Source organism: Actinomadura harenae, assembly GCF_003696215.1.
Classification (GTDB): domain Bacteria; phylum Actinomycetota; class Actinomycetes; order Streptosporangiales; family Streptosporangiaceae; genus Spirillospora; species Spirillospora harenae.
This window is the reverse complement of the sequence record NZ_RFFG01000010.1, coordinates 33258-50941: the sequence shown is the minus strand read 5'-3', so window position 1 is coordinate 50941 and position 17684 is coordinate 33258. Positions and strand designations below refer to the sequence as shown.

The following is a 17684-nucleotide window of genomic DNA, read 5'->3' as shown; positions in this document are numbered from 1 at the left end:
TGCGAACACCGCTATCCGATCAGAAAGCGGGCGCGCTAGTCGGTCGCGATGTCGGCCAAGGCGTGCAGCGTCTTGGGGTCATGGGTGAGCCAGCCGCCGGTCTGGTGGCCGACGGGTCCGTGCCCATAGTCGTGGACGAGGGCGGTGTGGGAGTCGAACAGGAGGAAGTCGAAGTAGCCGTTCACAGGGGCCGGTGGCACGAAGCACTCGATGCGCTCCCCCAGCCGGCTTCGCACCTCATAGTTGATCATTTCGTGGTGCAGGTAGTCGGTGAGGGGGTAGGAGAGCAGCCGCACCCGCGTGAACTCCAGACTCCGCGACCGCACCTCGTCGCGGAGAGGCTGATCGTCCATCGCCTCTTCCCCATGGAGGCGGCGGGCCAGCGGTTGATGCATCATTCGTCCGGGATGTCATTCTTGCGGCGATGAGAGTGGCGCGGGTGATTCGCACGATGTGTTCGGAGCCCCCGTGCGGCCTTGCTGCCGGGGTCATGAACCGGCCCGGTTCCGGCCGCCCGGCAGGTCGGCATGATGTCGGCGTCGGCCAGGCCCGTCCGTCAGGTATGCGGAAGGCCCGCCCCAGGGGGCGGGCCTCGTGGTTCGCGTCGGGGCGGTTCTTTTAGCCGTCTTCGATGTCGGAGATCAGTTTGGTGCTGAGGTCGCTCTGGACGGCGAGGCGGGTGTGGCCCGCGTCGGGGCCGGTGCCCCAGGTCAGGGTGACGGTGGTGAACAGGTGGCCGGCGCCCGAGTCGTGGTAGCGCACCTCCCAGTGGGTCGGGACGTCCTGGGCGCGCAGGACGCCGTCCGCGTGGTTGGCCTCCTCCCACGCGGCGAGGCGCTGGCGGAAGTCCTCGGTGAGGTAGTGGGCGCGCAGTTCGTCGCTCAGGTCGTCGGTGCCGTCGGAGACCGCGTCGATGTAGGCGCCGTAGAAGTCGGCGACCCGGTCGACGGCGGAGTCCGGGCTTCCGCTCCGGACGGGGGCACCCGCGTCATCGCTCAACGCTCGTATCCCTTCAGTCACAGCTGGACACAGCGACCTCATCGTGTCGGTGCGCGGTGACCGTCCGCTACGCGTGAGGGGTGACAGCCCTGCCACCTCGTGGGTGCGGTCAGGTGGCCTCGTCGTCGAAGGGCGGCGGGGCGTCGTCGAAGATCAGTGGTGTGCTGGGCGACGGCACGGCGGCCCGGGGTGTCCCGGTTGGGCTCGGCCAGGACGGCGGGACGTCGTCGAAGAGGTGTTTGCGCAGGAAGGTGTTGGGGTGGAGGTCGGCGGGGTCGAAGTCCTCGAACCCGGGTCCGAGCGATTCCCGCATTCCCTGCCGGGCCGCGTCGGCCATGGCCCGCACCTCCCTCAGGGTCCGCCCGGCCTGCCGGGCCACCTCCGGGAGCCGGTCCCCGAAGATCAGCAGGGCCAGCACCCCCAGCACTCCCAGCTTGACCAGCCCGATATCGAACACCGGCACCCCTTCGTCCGCCCGTCAGCCCGCACATGACATTTAAGCACTTACGCAAGCGCGGAATGTTCGGGTGGGGCGGGCGTGGTCAGAGGGCGGGGGCCGGGGCGCCCAGGTGGTAGTCGCTGTTGGAGAACGCGGCGGCGACGGCGAAGCGGTCGGCGCGGACGAGGGTCTGGCGCCATTCGATGAGGCGCAGGTCGCCGTCGCGTCCGAGGCGGTCGATCGCGAACAGGGCGGTCGACGGCGGGCAGTCGAGCAGGAGGCGTTCGGCCGGGCCGGGGACGACGGCGCGGATGCGTTCCCAGCCGCTGCGGATGGGGCTGCCGCAGTGGCGTTCGAGTTCGTCGTAGAGGGAGGTGCGGGTGAAGTCGACGTCCAGGAGCGGGGCGGCGATGTCGGCGGGCAGCCAGACCCGGTCGACGGCGAGGGGCTCCTCGTCGGCCAGGCGGAGGCGTTCGAGGTAGACGAGCGGGGTGGACTCCTCCAGGCCCATGCGGACGGCGATCACTCCGTCCGCGCGCCGGTCGAGGACGCGGACGACGCTGCGCTGGACGGCGCCGACCTCCTCGACGGAACGGAAGAGGCTGTAGGCCTGGCCGACCGGCTGCTCCAGCGGTCGGCTCGAGGTGAACCGGGACGCCCTGCCGCGCTGGGCGGTGACCAGGCCCTCGGCGCGGAGCTGCCGCAGCGACTCGCGGACCGTGTGCCGGCTGACCTGGTACTCGGCGACCAGGTCGTGCTCGCCGGGGAACACGTCGTGGAACTCGCCTTCCTCGAGGCGTCGCAGCAGGTCGGCGCGTAGTTGTGCCCAGAGCGGCTTGCCGGTGGACCGGGTGAGCGGGCGGGGACCCGGCTGGAGGCTCACGACGCCCTCCCGAGCTCGCGGGACTGGGAAGCGGTAGGGGACACGGCGCAAATCTACGAACGTTCGGGGAACGACACAAACCTCGCGCACGTGAAGGCGGGGTCTCAGGCGAGGACGCCGACCAGCATGAACGCCGCCACAGCGATCAGCAGGGCGGCGAAGGCCCCTTGCAGGGCGGCGCCGGACAGCCTGGACGCCAGCCGCTTGCCCTCCCAGGCGCCGACGATGCCCGCGCCCACGAACGGGAAGAAGATCGCGAGGTCGAGGGAGTCGCCGCCGACCGCAAGGCGGGTGGCGAGGGACACCACCGAGTTGATGAGGATGACGACGAGGCTGGTGCAGGCGGCCTTCCGCATCGGCAGGCGGAGCACCGACACCAGCGCGGGCACGACGAGGAACCCGCCGCCGACGCCGAGGAGTCCGGTCACCGCGCCCAGGCCGGCCCCGGCGGCGGAGGTGCGCGGCCATCTGTTCCGTCCGGGGGTGGGGCCCGCTCGGCCGGCGCCAGGTGCGGGCTCCGGTCGGGCCATGCCGGGTTCCCAGCAGCTCGCGTCCTCTTCCTGGTCGGCGAGGATCGTTCCCCCGGTCGGCCGGGAGGCGGTCGCGTCCGCGCCGCCTTGGCCGGTGGCGGCGGTGCTCGCGGCGGGCACTGGGGACGCGGCGACGGGACGAGCGGGACGCGCCGCACGGGCACCGCGCAGCATCGCCGCGGCCGCGACGGCGGCCAGGACGGCGAACGCGCTGGTCAGCACGGCCTGCGGGATGCGGTGGGTGAGCACGGACGCCCCGATGGCGGGGAGTACGCCGGTCGCGGCGAACAGTGTGCCGGTACGCCAGTCGATGTTGCCGGTGCCGGAGTGGCGGACGAGCGCGGTGACGGACGTGGCGGTGACGATGGCGAGGCTGGTCGTCCCGGCGTCGGCGGGCGTGACGCCCAGGAGGTAGACCAGGGCCGGGACGGCGAGGACGCCTCCGCCGCCGCCGAGCGCGCCGAGGGCCACGCCGACGACGGCCCCGCAGAACAGGGCCAGGATCACGACGGTCACGCGGGCACGCCGTCCGGGGTGGGGTCCTCGGAACCGGTGCCGGCGGGGTGCGCCACCTCGCCGTGCCAGGCGGAGAAGCCGCCGCGCAGGTCGACGGCGTCGAAGCCGTGGGCGCGCAGGGCGGAAGCGGCGACCGACGACCGGGTGCCGCCCGCGCAGAACACGGTCAGCGGACGGTCCGCCGGTAGTTCGCCGAGGCGGGCGAGCAGCTCGGGCAGTGGGACGAGCCGGGCGCCGGGGATGGTCCCGACGTCGCGCACCTCGCCCGGTCCGCGCACGTCCAGGAGGGTGAGGTCGCCCGGGGCGTCGGCGAGCCGGTCGGCCAGGGCGTCAGCCTCCACGCGTGCGGCGACGTTCAGGTGCTCGGCGTCGACGACGTCGACGACCGTGCTCAGCGCGCCTTGGACTCGGTCGAAGCCGATGCGGGCCAGGCGGTTGCGGGCCTCGCGGGCGGCGGCCGGGTCCCCGCAGAGGACGATCGCGTCCCCCGCGTCGAGCACTCCCCCGGCGAGTTCGGCGAACCGGCCGCCCAGCGGGATGTTGATCGCGCCTCGCAGGTGGCCGGAGGCGAACGACTCCGGGTCCCGGGTGTCCAGGACGGTGGCGCCGCCGGTCCAGGCCCGCAGGAAGGCGTCGGGTGTGAGGGGTTCGACGGGCGCGTCCTCGTCCAGGACGGGCCGGGCCTGGCGGTTGCGCACGGAGGTGAACGCGAAGTAGGCGGGCACGGTGGGCTGGGCCTCGATCACGGCGGCGGCGAACTCGTCCTCGGTCATGTCCGCCAGCGCGTAGTTGTCGCGCCGCTGCTCGCCGATCGTGGAGCTCAGAGCGGTCGAGAGGTTCTTTCCGCAGGCCGAGCCCGCTCCGTGCGCGGGCAGGACGCGCGTGTCGTCCGGGAGGGCGAGCAGGGCGCGGGTCGAGCCGTAGAGGGCGCGGGCCATCTCCTCGGCGGACCGTCCCCGGGAGGTGAGCAGGTCGGGGCGTCCGACGTCGCCGATGAACAACGTGTCGCCGGTCAGGACTCCGTACGGGACGGCGTCACCGACGTGCTCGCGGACGACGACGCAGATCGACTCCGGGGTGTGGCCCGGGGTGTGCAGGACCTCCAGGTCGACTTCGCCGAGCGCGAGGTGCTCGCCGTCGGCCAGCGGGTCGATGTCGAAGTCGAGCTCGGCGGCGGAGCCGTAGGAGATGCGCGCGCCGGTGCGTTCGGCCAGCTCCAGGTGCCCGGAGAGGAAGTCGGCGTGGACGTGGGTCTCGACGACCCGCTCGATGGTCAGGCCGTGCCGCTCGGCGGTGGCAATGTAGTCGTTGACGTCCCGCTGGGGGTCGACCACGACGGCGCGGCCGGAGGTGCGGTCGCCGACGAGGTAGGAGGCGTGGGACAGGCACTCGAGATAGAACTGCACGAAGACCAGAGGTCCGGCAGGGGCGGTCATTGGGGGCTCCTGGATGCGACGTTGTTCGCGCGCGTTGAGGGCGCTGGGGGTGGGGCGCTTCGGCCCGGCGACGGCGCAGGTGCAGGCGGGCCGGGGCGCGGACGGCGTCCGGGCGGGGTCATGTGGTGACCGCTCGGGCCGGGGGGCCGGGTCAGGCGAGGCCGCGGAGCATGAGGTTCCAGTAGAGGAACGGCAGGCCGCGGCGCTTCAGGTACCACATGTCGGTGCGTTCGCGGAGGGTGTCGATCACCGGGATCGACGGGGTGGGCCGTCCGCTGTAGTCGAACTCGGCGAGCAGCATCTTCCGGCGGGCCGTGGTCAGCGGGCACGAGGCGTACCCGGTGTAGGCGGCCGTGGGCTCCCGGCCGTTCATCGCCGCGAGGAGGTTCGCCACGACCACCGGCGCCTGCTTGCGCACGGCCGCGCCGGTCTTGGAGTTCGGGGACGACCCGACGTCCCCGAGGGCCCAGACGTCCGGGTACCGGACGTGCCGCATCGTGTGCTTGTCGATCTCGACGTACCCGGCGGGGTCGGTGGCACCGGCGAGCGGGCTCCGCTTGATCCAGTCCGGGGCGCTCTGCGGCGGCACGAGGTGGGCCATGTCGTACGGCAGCGTCGTCGTCTCCCCGCTGCCGAGACTCGTCACGACCACCTCACGGGCATCGGGGCGCACCTCGGTGACCTCGCTGCCGAAGTGGACGTTGATGCCGTACCGGCGCACGACGCCGTCGAGGACGCGCGCGAACTCGGGAACGCCGAACATGGCCGCGCCCGGCAGCACCAAATGGACGTCGATCTTGCCCAGTACGCCCTGCTCACGCCAGTAGTCGGCGGCCAGGTAGGCGATCTTCTGGGGCGCTCCGGCGCACTTGATGGCGCCCGACGGCATACCGAACACGGCGGTGCCCGACCGGGTGTCGCGGATGAAACGCCAGGTCGCGGGGGCGGTCTCCGCCAGGTAGTTGCTGGACAGGCCGTCCTTGCCGAGCCCGGCCTCGAGGCCCGGCACGCGGTCCCAGTCCAGCTGGATGCCCGCGCAGACCACCAGCTGCTCGTAGCGGAGCGCGCCGCCGTCGTCGAGCGTCACCACCCGCGCCTCGGGGTCGACGGCGATCGCGGCGCGGCGGATCCACCGGACGCCCTTCGGCATCACGGACCGCTGGGGACGGATGCTCTCCCGTAGAGGCGCGCGCCCGCCGCCGACCAGCGTCCACAGGGGCTGGTAACTGTGGCGGAGGGCCGGGTCGACGACCGCGACGTCCTGCTCGCCCGCGCGACGGAGCCGGGCCGCGACCGAGATCCCCGCGCTCCCACCCCCGATGACCACGATCCGGTGCTGCCGCTCGGTCGACACGAGAACCCTCCCAACACAGCAAATGTACGGACATTAAGCTGCCAGGCGGTCGGGCCGCACGCAAGGGCCCAACGGACATCCCGACACCTTTGTACGTACATTTCAGCCGCGACGCGAGGCCCCCAGCCCCAGTGAGCACTCCAGAAGAAGCAGTCCCCTCACCCCGGCCCCACCCGAGACATCCGAGCCCAGGCAGGCGACGCCCTAATGCAGCACGGCAAACTCCCGAAGGAGGCGGCCTGGCCACCGCCCACGCCCGGGCCCGCCCCTGGTGGAGACCCCCGGTGGCCCCAAGGAACGCCTGTGGGGCAGACTCGTTGGCCAGGTCCTGCCCGGCGGACATCCGGCAGAAGATGCATGACCAGGTGCCGCTGAAGCCGCGTCGAAGATCTCCTGGGCGATGGAGAAGTCGGGGCGCGGAGGAGGGTTCGCGGGGATCGCCCTGCAGCCCAAGTCGGTCGAGTTGTGGTGGAAGGGCTGTCGACGATCACGTTATTGAGCCGGGTTGACGGCCTGTCGATCACGGAATTGAGCCACTTGCCTGGGGCGCGATCACGTTATTGAGCCGGATCACTCTGCGTGGCGTGTCGGGTGGACTCCGTCACGGTGTTGCCAAGATCCTCTTGTTGGTCCTCAAGGACGCCGGGGGGAGTCTGTGGCGAGGAGACGGTTCGAGATGGTCGACGTGGTGGAGATCCTGACGCACTGGCAGGCGGGCCGGTCGTCGCGGGAGATCTCCACGAGCCTGGGGGTGTCGCGTAACACCGTCGCCCGGTACGTTGCCCCGGCGGCGCGGGCGGGGCTGGGTCCCGATGGGCCGGAGTCGGGTGGGGCGGAGTGGGCCGAGCGGGTCCGCCGGTGGTTTCCCGACCTGGTCGACACCCGGGTGCGGCAGTCGACCGCGCCGGAGATTGAGCGGCATCGGGACTACATCGTCCAGCAACGGCGGCACGGCGTGACGATGGCGACGATCCATCAACGGCTGGCCGACGAGCACGGGCTGGGCTGCAGTGTGGCGTCGCTGCGTCGGTGGGTGACGGCCAACCTTCCCGATGAGCAGGCGCGGGCCGAGCGGGTGGCGGTGCTGCGCCCGGACCCGCGCGAACGCCGCGACCACGACCACGACCACGAAAGCGGCCAACGACAGGAAGGCCCGGAAAGCGGCTTGACCACGTTGACACCGGATGCCTCTTCGCCATCCGGTAAGCGACTGACCGATGGTCAGCACAAAGCGCTGACCATCGAACTAAGCGAACGCTTACGAGTCCGGCGAATCGATCCAGGCGTTACTCAAGGCACGAGCCCCACGGGTTTACGCACAGCGTGCTAATGGAGGCCGGATCACCAGCCGTCCGCAGGTCCGCGACAACCCGCCGAATGACAACTGACACCGTCACTCTCAAGATGCCTAATGCATACTGAGCGTTTCTGGCGTGACGCATGCGGAGAGGAATAGCCATGTGACGACTGCTCTCAACAGAAGGGGATGATCTGGATGTTCCGAGGCTTCAAGGTTTCACTGGTCGCCTTGCTTGCATTCGTCTCCATCAATTATCCGGCGGTGGACGCCACTGCGGCCACGACTCGCCAGCAGTGCAGTCGGACGGATTGCGCCGATCAATACGAAAGCGACTCGGCCCGTTGCAGGAAGGTCCCAGCAGCCGCAGGACGGGCACGATGCTGGTCCTCCGCTTCGGAGCGCAGAGCGTTCTGCATCAGAACGGGAATACTGGACTCACCCGCCCTGCTGACCAGATAGGACGGTGGCCCATGGAACCGATTGCGACACGGAAACTCACCCTTGAGCGGCAAGGTGGGCACGGCGAAGTGTTCGTCCTTCTGGGGTGCCCGCAGCAGGACGAGCACGGAGACTTCGTATGCCTGCTCGAGATTACCGGCCTAGGCGAAGAGCACCAGTACGCATCCCATGGAGTGGACGGAGTCCAAGCGTTGCAGCTTGCTCTTAAGACGGCGAGTGCAGTCCTCGACACCTTTACACAACAAGGAGCAACACTGCGCTGGAATGACGAAACCAATCTCGGCTTCGACTCGTAGTCCCACCCACGCCACGGGTCCGCCTCCTCCACACTTCAGAAGCGGTGGATCGCTGGAAGACGGCTGCACCGCAGCGGTCGATACACCGGTGCCACATTCTCGACGCACTCGTCCCCACGGGCACCGTCCAGGCGGCCATCATGCTCACAGCTCTGGACCAGGCCGACCGGCAACGGGCGCCACATCGCCAGCCCATGGCGCGTTCGCCACGTCCGGTGAACGCGCCGTTCTGTGTTCGGCCCACGACCGGCCAAGCAACCTTCAAGTCCGGACGACGCACCACCGCCCCCCAGAACCGGACTCTCTCAACCGGAGCCAGCCGATCCCGAACACATGACAGGTGGCTCAATTCCGTGATCGTCACATGGCTCAATAGCAAGATCGCTGACACTGTGGCCGCCCCGGAGGCGGCTGGCGCAACGGCGAATGGGGGTGGACGACCAGCCGGTATGTCGGCACGGCCACAATCGGCTGAACCGACAGCAACTCGGGACGGCACCCGTCGATGCCGCGGCCCCCGATCCGTTCGGGTCGGGGGCCCTTCACGTGCCCGGGTGCTCGTGTCCCGCCGTCGGCCCAGCGTCCGGGCGCACTCGACCTCGAGACCACCACGCCGAGCGGCCGCCGACCAATCGGCGGGGCGGGCGGCAGCAGAGACTCGGGAAACTGCTCCAGGATGCGGCGGCCCGGCCTGAGACCGGCCGGCGTTCGACCGCCGTTGTGCTCAGCGTTGGTCGGGGGTGCGGCGGCGGAGGCGGCCCCATGGCTTGAAGACCGACAGCCAGGTGGCGAAGGTGAGGGCGGTGAGGGACACCGCGGGCGGGAAGAACAGCTTCGCCACGGGGTCGCGGGACGGGTTGCCCGTCAGGAGCTGCTGGCCGTAGGTGCCGACCGCGTCCATGCCCGGTTGGAGCACCAGGATGATGACGGTGCAGAGCGCGACGTTGAGCACCAGCTTCACGGCCACCCACCAGTAGCGCACCAGGCCCCACTTCGTCCCCAGGCTGAGCAGGACGCCGCTGACCAGGCAGACCAGCCCGGAGATCAGCATCGGCCACACCACGAACGCCGCCAGGGCCCGGTAGGCCAGGCTCCGCAGGTCCACGTCGTCGGCGAACCAGCCGGTCAGCACCATGAGGGCGACGAGCACGTCGATCCCGATCCACGCCCCCGCCGACACCATGTGCAGGACGAGGACGGCACGGCGCACGCGGCGGGAGAGCTTCACCCGCGCCACCGCGGGCGCGGGCCGGCCGGTTCCGGCCGTGCGCCGCGCGCCTTCGATCGTGCGAGGTGTGCCTTCGATCGTCCCTTGCGTGCCTTCGGTCGTGCGCTGGGGTCGCGCGGCCATGGTCGACTCCTTCTCCCTCGCCGGACGGCCGGCCGCCAGCATCCCCGGAGGGTGGCGGGAGGCGCATCGGCCGAGGAGCGGCTCCCGCACTACGCCCTGCGTCGTAGTACGGCCTGGAGAAGTGCCACCGCCTGACCGATGCCTCCCCGGCGACGGCCCCCGCGATCGTGAACCACCGAAGGGTTGTGGACCGTGCTCGGGAACGCCGGCCCGGACCTGTCTGTTCGGTGAGACCTTTGTGGCGACAGATCCGTCTTAACGGGACGTACACCTCCTAGTGACCTCAAAGGGTCAGGCTCCTGGTCGTTTCAGCCGTCGCGCAAAGGTCGGCGGCTCGACACCCAGGGAGTCGACGTGCCCCTTCACGTCCACACCGCCAAGGCCCTGGCCGCACTCGGCGCGGCCGTGCTCGTCACGGCCGCCGCGACGAGCACGGCGTCCGCCGCGTCCCCGGCTCTCGACTCGTTCCCGCCCGGCTACTGCCACGCCTCCAGCCTCGACCCGGCGACCACGCGCCCGGACCCGAACTGCACGCCCGGCGCCCTCAACCCCGACGTGACGCAGGCGACCATCCACCAGACGATCTGCGTCGGGGGCTACTCCGGCTCGATCCGCCCGCCGTCGTCCTACACCACGGCCCTGAAGAAGCAGCAGATCATCGAGTACGGCTACAGCGACACCAGCACGTCCTCGTACGAGGAGGACCACTTCATCCCGCTCAGCCTCGGCGGCGCGCCCCGCGACCCGCTGAACCTGTGGCCGGAGCCGGGCTCCTCCCCCAACCCCAAGGACGCCATCGAGTACAAGCTGTACAAGGCCGTCTGCGCGGACCAGGTCACTCTCGCGGCCGCGCAGCACGCGATCGTGACCGACTGGACCACCGCCGACCAGATCATCCCGTAATCCCGCGCGGACACCGCAGGCCCCGGGACGGATCCCGGGGCCTGCCCTGTTCCTCCCCGCGACGGCCGGGGCGCGGGCTCAGGTCGCCTGGTCCAGGACGCCGGTGACGACGGCGTGCAGGTTGCGGCGGAACCGGTCGAGGACGGCCAGGTCGCGGGGGCCGACGCGGCGGCCCGCCGGGTCGATGATCCCGGCCTGGCCGAAGGAGTGCGCGGTCCAGACGATCGTGAAGGTCAGCATCTCGACGTCGACGCCGGCGCCGAGTCCGGCGCGGTCGAGGACGGCGCGGACCGCGCCCGCGACCTCGGCGACGAGCGGGCCGGCGAACTCGTGCTCGATCTCGGTGACGTCGGCGCCGTCCGACAGCCAGCGGCGTATCCACAGCGTCGCGACCTCGGGGCGGCTCAGGCAGAACGAGAGGTAGGCGTCGACGAAGCCGAGCAGCGCGGCCCGGGTCTCCTCCCCCGAGGATCCGCAGGTCGCGAGCTGTTCGAGGGCGGTGGTGACCACGTCCCGCTGGGCCAGGTGGGTGCGGCGCATCACCGCGCGGTACAGCTCGGGCTTCCCGCCGACGTGGTAGGCGACCGTCGCGATGTTGAGCCCGACGGCGTCGGCGATCGCGCGGGTGCTGGTGGCGTCGTACCCGCGCTCGGCGAACAGCCGAGTGGCGGCCTCCAGGATGCGTTCGCGGCGGTTCTGACCGTCGTCGGACTGGGCGCTCATGCGCCCGAGGCTACCGGACACGCCGACCCGATGCAATCACTTGATGGAGACAAAAAGACCAGGTCAGGGGGTATTGCACTGCTCTCCATCATTCGATTGAATGAGCGCCCTCGACGGAAGGGAGACCCGGCATGGGCGCGACGAGGGTGGCGGTGGTCGGCGCCGGCGCGGCAGGGCTGGCCGCGGCCAAGGCACTGCTGGACGACGGCCTGGACGTCACCGTCCTGGAGCGGGGCGACCGCCCGGGCGGCCTGTGGGTCCAGGACGCCCCCGGCGGGACGTCCCCGGCGTACGACAGCCTGCACCTCAACACCAGCAAGGGCCGCACCGAGTTCGCCGACCACCCCATGCCGTCGCTGTGGCCGGACTATCCGTCCGCCGCCCTGATCGCGGGCTACCTGGCGGAGTACGCCGACAGGTTCGGGGTGACCGACCGCATCCGGTTCGGCACCACCGTCACCGCCGTCCGCCGCACCGGCGCGGGCTGGGAGGTCGACTCGCGCGACGCCGCGGCCGAGACGGTGACCGAGGAGTTCGACGCGGTCGTCGTCGCCAACGGGCACAACTGGGACCCCAAGTGGCCGTCCCCCGCCTACCCGGGCGACTTCGACGGCACGCAGATGCACGCCCACGACTACCGCGACCCCGCCGTGTTCGCCGGACGCCGGGTGCTCGTCGTCGGCATGGGCAACTCCGCCATGGACATCGCCGTCGACGCGTCCTACGTCTCCGAGGGGCCGGTGCTGCTCTCGGCCCGCCACGGCGCGCACATCGTCCCGAAGTACCTCTTCGGCCGTCCGTCGGACGCGACCGGCGGGCTCCTCGCCGTGCTGCCGTGGCGCGTCCGGCAGCGGATCGCGGAGACCATGCTGCGGCTGGCCGTGGGCACCCCGGAGAGCTACGGGCTCCCGAAGCCCTCCGGCGGCCTCTTCCAGAACCATCCGACGATCAGCGACACGATCCTGCACCGGCTCACCCACGGCGAGGTCGCCGCCCGTCCCGGCATCGAGCGGCTCGACGGCGGGCGGGTGGTCTTCACCGACGGCGCCGCCGAGGACGTCGACGTGATCGTGTGGGCGACCGGCTACCGGGTGACCATCCCCTTCCTCGACCGCCGGTGGCTCGGCGACGACCCTGAGGCGATGCCGCTTTACCAGCGGGTCTTCCACCTCGACGACCCGACGCTGGCGTTCATCGGGCTGATGCAGTCCACCGGCGCCGCGCTGCCGGTCGTGGAGGCGCAGGCCAGGCTCGTCGCCGCCCACCTCGGCGGACGCTACGCGCTGCCGCCGCGGGCCGAGCAGCGCGCCGCGGTCCGCCGCGCCCACGCGGCTGCGGTCCGGCGGTGGGGCCGCAAGCGGCCGATGATGCGCATCGACTTCGACCAGTACGTCGCCGCCCTCCCCCGCGAGATCCAGGCGGGCGTCCGCCGGGCGGCCCAGGGCGCCACCGTCCACACCCCGAGCGCGAAGGCAGACGCATGACGATCCCCCTCCTCGACCGGCTCCAGGACCCCCGCGGACGGCGGATCCTCATCACCGGCGCGTCCGGCACCATCGGCCGGTCCCTCGGCGAGCGGCTCACGCGGGCCGGGGCGCACGTGGTCGGCCTCGACCTGCGGCCCTCCGGCGACGAGCCGTTCACCGTGATCGGCTGCGACATCACCGACTCCGCCAGCGTGACGTCCGGGGTCGCCGAGGCCCTCGCCGAACTGGGCGGACTCGACATCCTGGTGAACAACGCCGGGATCGGCGGCCCCGCACCCGCCGAGTACGCCCCCGAGGACGAGGTGCGCCGCCAGCTCGAGATCAACCTGCTCGGCACCTGGCGCGTGACGGCCGCCTGCGTCGACGCCCTGGTCGCCGCGCGCGGACGCGTGGTGATGGTGACGTCCCGGATGGCGGTCATGCAGCTTCCGCTCGCGGCGGCGTACGGCGCGTCCAAGCGGGCCATGGTCGCCTACGCCGACGCGCTGCGCCTCGAGCTCGGCACCCATGTCACGGTCAGCTGCGTCTACCCGTCCGCGGTGCGGAGCCCGATCCACGACTCGACGAAGGCGGCGGGGCTGTCGCTGGAGGGCATGAGCGTGTACGAGCCGCTCGACGGCGTGGTCGACGCGATCGTCCGTACGGCGCTGTCCACCCGCGCGCGCCGGGACGTGACCACGACCCGCAAGGGCGCGGTGGAGTTCTTCCTCGCCCGCCACCTGCCCGCGCTCACCGACCGGATCGTGGCGCGCACCCTCGCCGCGCGGGCCCTGGCGGGCGCCTTCGACGGGGCCGCCCTCGCCGCGGGCGTGATCGAGCGCCACCGGAACCGGAAGCGGCCGTGACCTCCCCGGACACGCGTCCCCGCCTCCAGGCGGGGGCGGGCCGGGGCACGCTCGCGCTGTACGGCACGGGGTCGGTGGGGATGGGCGTCTGGGTCACGGTGCCCGGCCTCCTGCTGCTGTACTTCCTCACCGACGTCCTCGGCGTCCCCGCCCTCCTGGCCGGCCTGGTCCTGCTGCTGCCCAAAGCGGTGGACGTCGTCGTCCACCCGCTGCTCGGGTCGCGTTCGGACCGGGAGGCGCGCCGGTTCGGCCACCGCCGCCGGATGATGCGCGTCGGCCTGCTGCTGGGCGTGGCCATGGTCGCCATGTTCAGCGTGCCGTCCGCGCTCTCGGGGGCGTGGGCGGCGCTGTGGGTGGGCTGCTGGTTCGTGGTCGGCAACCTGCTCTTCGCCGGTTTCCAGGTGCCGTACCTGACGACGCCGTCCGACCTGCTCGTCGGGTACCACGAGCGGACGCGGGTCTTCATGTTCCGCATGGTCCTGCTGACCGTCGGGCTGCTGGGCGCGGGGATCGCCGCGCCGGCGCTGAGCTCGGCCGGCGGACGCGGCGACTACACGCGGATGGCGCTGCTGCTCGCGTCCGTCATGGTCGTCTCGGCGGCCGTGGCGCTGGCCGGTGTGCGCAGGCTCACCGGCACGTGCGGATTCCGCGCGCCGGACGAGCGGGCCGGGCACTCCACGCTCGCCGACCTGCGGGTCGCCTGGCGGGACCGGGACTACCGCGCGCTCGTCCTGTCGTACCTGTTCACCGGCACGACCACGCATCTGTTCCTGGCCGCGCTCCCCTACGTCACCGAGTACGTCTTCGACGACTCCAAGCTCACGGCGCTCTTCATGGGCCTGTTCCTCGGACCTGCGCTGTTCGCGGGCCCGGCGTGGACGGCGTGGTCGCGGCGGATCGGCAAGCAGCGCGGGCTGCTGCTCTCCCAGAGCGTCTTCGCGGTCGGCTCGTTGTCGCTGCTGCCGGGCGCCGCCCTCGACGGGACGCCCGGGATCGTCTGCACCGCCGCCGTCGTGATGGCGATGGGGGTCGCGTTCTCCGGGCTCCAGCTGTTCGCGTTCTCGATGGTGCCCGACGCCGTCGCCGCGGCGGAGGCGGCCGGATCGTCGAAGGCCGGGGCCTACACCGGCGTGTGGACCGCCACCGAGGCGACCGGCACCGCCGTCGGCCCCTACGTGTACTCCGCGATCCTGGCGCTGGGCGGGTTCGTGTCCAGCACGGCCGACGAGCACGCCGTCCAGTCCGGTGCGGCGCTGACGGCGTTGCGCGTCGGCTTCACCGTCGTCCCGGCCGTGCTGATGGCCGTCGCCTTGGGGTTCCAGCGGCGCTACACCCTCGACGACGCCTCATGACCGGGACGCCACGTGACCAGGGACGCCGCGACATCGGGCACGCGGCGTGAGCGGGGTCGAGGTGGTGGCCGTCGCGGCGGTCGCCGTGGGGGCGTTCGCGCAGGCGGCGACGGGGATGGGGTTCTCCCTGGTGGCGGCCCCGGCGCTGATCGCCGCGTTCGGGCCGCACCGGGGCGTCCCCGCCGTCCTGGTGCTGGCCGTGCTCGCCTCGCTGCTTCCGTTGTCCCGCGACTGGCGGCACGCCCGTCCGCGTGACGCCGGTAGTCTGCTCGTCCCCACGCTGCTGGCCACACCGGTCGTGGCGTGGCTGCTGAGCGGGGTGGACACCCGGGTGGTGGCCGTGGCCGCCGGATGCGGGGTGCTGCTCGGGGTGGCGCTGCTGGCCCGCGGGCTGCGCTCGTCGTTCCTCCTGCGTCCGGCGGGGGCCTGGCTCACGGGCCTCGGCAGCGCCGGGCTCAACGTCATCGGCGGCGTGGGCGGGCCCCCGATCGGCCTCTACGCCGCCAACGCGGGCTGGCCTCCGAGGGAGAGCCGCGCGACGCTGCAGGTGTTCTTCCTCGTCCAGAACGTGGCCACCGCCGCCGTCCTGGGCTTCGTCCTTCCGCCGTGGCCCGCCGTCCCCGCGCTCGCCGTCGGCGCGGCCATCGGCATGGTCCTGGCCCCGCGCATGCCTCCGGCCGCGACGCGCACCGGCGTCCTCGTCGTGTCCTGCGTCGGAGCCCTCGCCCTGATCGTCAACGCCCTCACCTGAGGGACCGTCTTCGCGCGCGGGTCACCGGCCTTCGCTCAGGAAGGCGGGGATCTGCTCGCGGGTGGGGTAGTTCGGCAAAGGCGCGGGCCGGTCTTGCAGGAACGCGGTGATGACGGCGGCAGCCCGGTCGTTGTCGCCGTCCAGGCCGTTCCACATGTGGTGCCCGACGCCGGGCATGTACTGCGTCCGCTGGACGGCGAGGTCGGTGGCCAGGACGGTCGTCTCCCACTGGCGGATCTGGGAGGAGCACTCGGCGATCATCAGCATGGCGGGCGTCTTCGAGCGCCTCAGCTGAGGGGCGATCGACGGCGAGTCCTTCACCGTCTGCTGGATGTGGAGGCTGGCGGCGGCGCTGAAGGAGAAGTTGTCCGCCGTGTCCTCGGTCGGGATGCGGTGCGCGTCCCGCGCGCAGTAGGCGGAGGCGGTGTCGCTGCCGAGGTCGGCGGCGGTGAACGCGTTGACGCCCTCGGCCTGCCCGACCAGCCCGGTGCCGGGGCTGAGGAGGCCGAGCCGCATCAGCCCGAAGGTCACGGCGTACCGGGGGACGCGGGTCGAGCGCGGTCCGGTCATGGCCGGGGCGAGGCCGCGCGCGGACGGGCGCCCCTTGTGCCCGCCGAGCTTGGCGGTGGGGCCGTCCATCGGGCCGGGCTCGGCGACGACCGCCCGGTGCAGGCGGGCGGCGACGGAGGGTTCGGCGAGGGCCCGGGTGAGCAGGGCCCCGCCCGACGAGAATCCGAGGACGTCCGCCTTGCCCTTCCCCAGCCGCTGGACGAAGGCGCCGAGGTCGCGGACCGATCGGGAAATCGTGTACTCGCCCATGGGGAGCAGGTCGCTGCGTCCGCCTCCGGCCTGTTCGTAGGTGTAGACGTCGTAGCCCCGTCCGGCCAGAAGCCGCAGGAAGCGGTGGTCGAGCACCGATATACCGCGGACCGGTCCCCCGTTGAGGTACACGAGCGGGATCGGATGGCGAGGGCCGGAGCCGGTGGGCGGGTAGTGGTACACGGCGACCCTGCTGCCGGTGCTCAGGCTCCAGTGGTCCGTGGCGACGAAGGGCAGGTCGGGCGGGAGCCGCCGGGTCGTGGACACGGTCGGGACGCAGACCGTGACCGTCAGCGCCGCCGCGACGAGCACCGGCACGAACGGCACGAGCCGCGCCGCGCGGGCACGGCGGCGGCTCCGCCAGAACGCGACGGCGAGGGCGAGGGCGAGGGTCGCCGCCCAGGCGGCGAATCCCGAGGCGGCCCCGTCGGTGAGGACGATCGACACCAGGAAGAGGACGGTCGCCGCCATGACGGCGGCCAGTGCCGCCAGCAGGCGTCCGATGAGGCGGAGGGAACGCAGGGCGAAGGTGGGCATGGGGGATCCCGTCGTTTTAAAACGTTGTTTCAAAACGACGTTACCACGGGCGGTAGGCTCTCCCGCATGGGACGACCGAGGACGAACGACGAGGCGGTCGGAGAGCGGCTCGTCGCGCGCGCGACCGAGATGCTGGCCACGGGTCCACGGGAGTCGGTCACCGTCCGCGCCGTGGCGGCCGCCGCCGACGCCTCGACCACGGCGGTCTACTCCCTGTTCGGTGGCAAGGACGGGCTGATCCGGGCCGTGCGCGACCGGGCCGTCGCCGGCCTGTTCCAGGACCTGTCGGCGGTGCCCTCCTCCGAGGACCCCCTCGCCGACCTCCATGCCCTGGCCGCCGCCTACCGGCGGTGGGGGCGCGGGCACAGCCACCTCTACACGGTGCTGTTCGGGGGCGCGCAGTCCTTCGACCCGTCGGGCGAGGTCGGCACGCAGGACCCCGTCCGGCCGCTCGTCGCGGCGATCGACCGGGCCGTGGCGCGATCCGTCCTCGCGGGCGACCCGACGTCGATCGCCCTCTCCCTGTGGATCACCCTGCACGGCCTGGTGACGCTCGAACTGGCCGACGCCCTCGACGCCCCCACCGCCGACGCGGCGTTCCGCTCGGCGATCCCCGCCGCGCTGCGCGGGTGGGCGACCCCCTCGACGTTCCGCGAACTCCGCGACGCCGAACCCGCCCCCTGACCGGGCCGGGCCTCACCGGA

Annotated in this window: 18 protein-coding genes; 8 read left to right on the top strand and 10 right to left on the bottom strand. The window is 72.0% G+C overall.

What is annotated here, in order from left to right:
• Nucleotides 1-35: 35 nt before the first annotated feature.
• The 7 genes from EBO15_RS07820 to EBO15_RS07790 form a co-directional block, all read right to left on the bottom strand.
• The gene (locus EBO15_RS07820; RefSeq protein ID WP_199744389.1) at nucleotides 36-353 is read right to left on the bottom strand and encodes a DUF6879 family protein; all 318 of its coding nucleotides are present in this window, start codon (nucleotides 351-353) and stop codon (nucleotides 36-38) included.
• A 265-nt stretch (nucleotides 354-618) separates the two neighbouring features.
• Nucleotides 619-999 (bottom strand): hypothetical protein, encoded by a 381-nt coding sequence (locus EBO15_RS07815; RefSeq protein ID WP_122193642.1) that lies wholly within the window; start codon nucleotides 997-999, stop codon nucleotides 619-621.
• Nucleotides 1000-1108: 109 nt separating this feature from the next.
• Entirely contained in the window at nucleotides 1109-1456 is a 348-nt protein-coding gene (locus tag EBO15_RS07810) for a sec-independent translocase (protein WP_122193714.1), read from the bottom strand.
• 85 nt (nucleotides 1457-1541) lie between these two features.
• Nucleotides 1542-2321: a GntR family transcriptional regulator gene (locus tag EBO15_RS07805; protein ID WP_122193641.1), complete on the bottom strand. Its 780-nt coding sequence runs from the start codon at nucleotides 2319-2321 to the stop codon at nucleotides 1542-1544.
• A gap of 104 nt (nucleotides 2322-2425) precedes the next feature.
• Nucleotides 2426-3367, bottom strand: coding sequence for a sulfite exporter TauE/SafE family protein (locus EBO15_RS07800; RefSeq protein WP_122193640.1), 942 nt, complete (start codon nucleotides 3365-3367; stop codon nucleotides 2426-2428).
• Nucleotides 3364-4803 carry an MBL fold metallo-hydrolase gene (locus EBO15_RS07795; protein ID WP_325051879.1) on the bottom strand — a complete coding sequence of 480 codons (1440 nt, stop codon included), beginning with the start codon at nucleotides 4801-4803 and terminating at the stop codon, nucleotides 3364-3366. Before EBO15_RS07795 ends, EBO15_RS07800 begins: the two co-directional genes overlap by 4 nt.
• Nucleotides 4804-4954: 151 nt before the next feature.
• A complete protein-coding gene (locus EBO15_RS07790; protein WP_122193639.1) occupies nucleotides 4955-6157 on the bottom strand; it encodes an NAD(P)/FAD-dependent oxidoreductase in 1203 nt (400 codons plus the stop codon).
• A 676-nt stretch (nucleotides 6158-6833) separates the two neighbouring features.
• Between EBO15_RS07790 and EBO15_RS07785 the strand changes: the two genes are divergently transcribed.
• Together EBO15_RS07785 and EBO15_RS43560 are read left to right on the top strand one after the other, a co-directional pair.
• Nucleotides 6834-7487: a hypothetical protein gene (locus tag EBO15_RS07785; RefSeq protein WP_147481415.1), complete on the top strand. Its 654-nt coding sequence runs from the start codon at nucleotides 6834-6836 to the stop codon at nucleotides 7485-7487.
• 440 nt (nucleotides 7488-7927) lie between these two features.
• Complete coding sequence (locus EBO15_RS43560) at nucleotides 7928-8212, top strand: DUF6968 family protein (RefSeq protein WP_147481414.1); 285 nt, start codon at nucleotides 7928-7930, stop codon at nucleotides 8210-8212.
• A gap of 724 nt (nucleotides 8213-8936) precedes the next feature.
• Here EBO15_RS43560 and EBO15_RS07780 read toward each other — a convergent pair.
• Complete coding sequence (locus EBO15_RS07780; protein ID WP_233616044.1) at nucleotides 8937-9563, bottom strand: hypothetical protein; 627 nt, start codon at nucleotides 9561-9563, stop codon at nucleotides 8937-8939.
• A gap of 354 nt (nucleotides 9564-9917) precedes the next feature.
• On the opposite strand from EBO15_RS07780, the gene EBO15_RS07775 reads away from it, so the two are divergent.
• Nucleotides 9918-10466: a hypothetical protein gene (locus EBO15_RS07775; RefSeq protein WP_199744388.1), complete on the top strand. Its 549-nt coding sequence runs from the start codon at nucleotides 9918-9920 to the stop codon at nucleotides 10464-10466.
• Nucleotides 10467-10544: 78 nt separating this feature from the next.
• On the opposite strand, the gene EBO15_RS07770 is transcribed toward EBO15_RS07775, so the two are convergent.
• Nucleotides 10545-11189 carry a TetR/AcrR family transcriptional regulator gene (locus EBO15_RS07770; protein WP_122193637.1) on the bottom strand — a complete coding sequence of 215 codons (645 nt, stop codon included), beginning with the start codon at nucleotides 11187-11189 and terminating at the stop codon, nucleotides 10545-10547.
• A gap of 131 nt (nucleotides 11190-11320) precedes the next feature.
• On the opposite strand from EBO15_RS07770, the gene EBO15_RS07765 reads away from it, so the two are divergent.
• The 4 genes from EBO15_RS07765 to EBO15_RS07750 are packed head-to-tail and all read left to right on the top strand — an operon-like array spanning nucleotide 11321 to nucleotide 15624.
• Complete coding sequence (locus EBO15_RS07765) at nucleotides 11321-12673, top strand: flavin-containing monooxygenase (RefSeq protein WP_122193636.1); 1353 nt, start codon at nucleotides 11321-11323, stop codon at nucleotides 12671-12673.
• A complete protein-coding gene (locus tag EBO15_RS07760) occupies nucleotides 12670-13521 on the top strand; it encodes an SDR family NAD(P)-dependent oxidoreductase (RefSeq protein ID WP_122193635.1) in 852 nt (283 codons plus the stop codon). Before EBO15_RS07765 ends, EBO15_RS07760 begins: the two co-directional genes overlap by 4 nt.
• Nucleotides 13518-14873, top strand: a complete 1356-nt coding sequence (locus EBO15_RS07755; RefSeq protein ID WP_233616043.1) for an MFS transporter — start codon at nucleotides 13518-13520, stop codon at nucleotides 14871-14873. The genes EBO15_RS07760 and EBO15_RS07755 overlap by 4 nt, the downstream gene beginning before the upstream one ends.
• Nucleotides 14874-14919: 46 nt before the next feature.
• Entirely contained in the window at nucleotides 14920-15624 is a 705-nt protein-coding gene (locus EBO15_RS07750; protein ID WP_122193634.1) for a TSUP family transporter, read from the top strand.
• A 21-nt stretch (nucleotides 15625-15645) separates the two neighbouring features.
• Here the strand turns inward: EBO15_RS07750 and EBO15_RS07745 are convergent, their stop codons facing one another.
• The gene (locus EBO15_RS07745; RefSeq protein ID WP_122193633.1) at nucleotides 15646-16980 is read right to left on the bottom strand and encodes an alpha/beta fold hydrolase; all 1335 of its coding nucleotides are present in this window, start codon (nucleotides 16978-16980) and stop codon (nucleotides 15646-15648) included.
• Between the two features lie 66 nt (nucleotides 16981-17046).
• On the opposite strand from EBO15_RS07745, the gene EBO15_RS07740 reads away from it, so the two are divergent.
• Nucleotides 17047-17664 carry a TetR-like C-terminal domain-containing protein gene (locus EBO15_RS07740; protein ID WP_122193632.1) on the top strand — a complete coding sequence of 206 codons (618 nt, stop codon included), beginning with the start codon at nucleotides 17047-17049 and terminating at the stop codon, nucleotides 17662-17664.
• The last annotated feature ends 20 nt before the right edge of the window (nucleotides 17665-17684 follow it).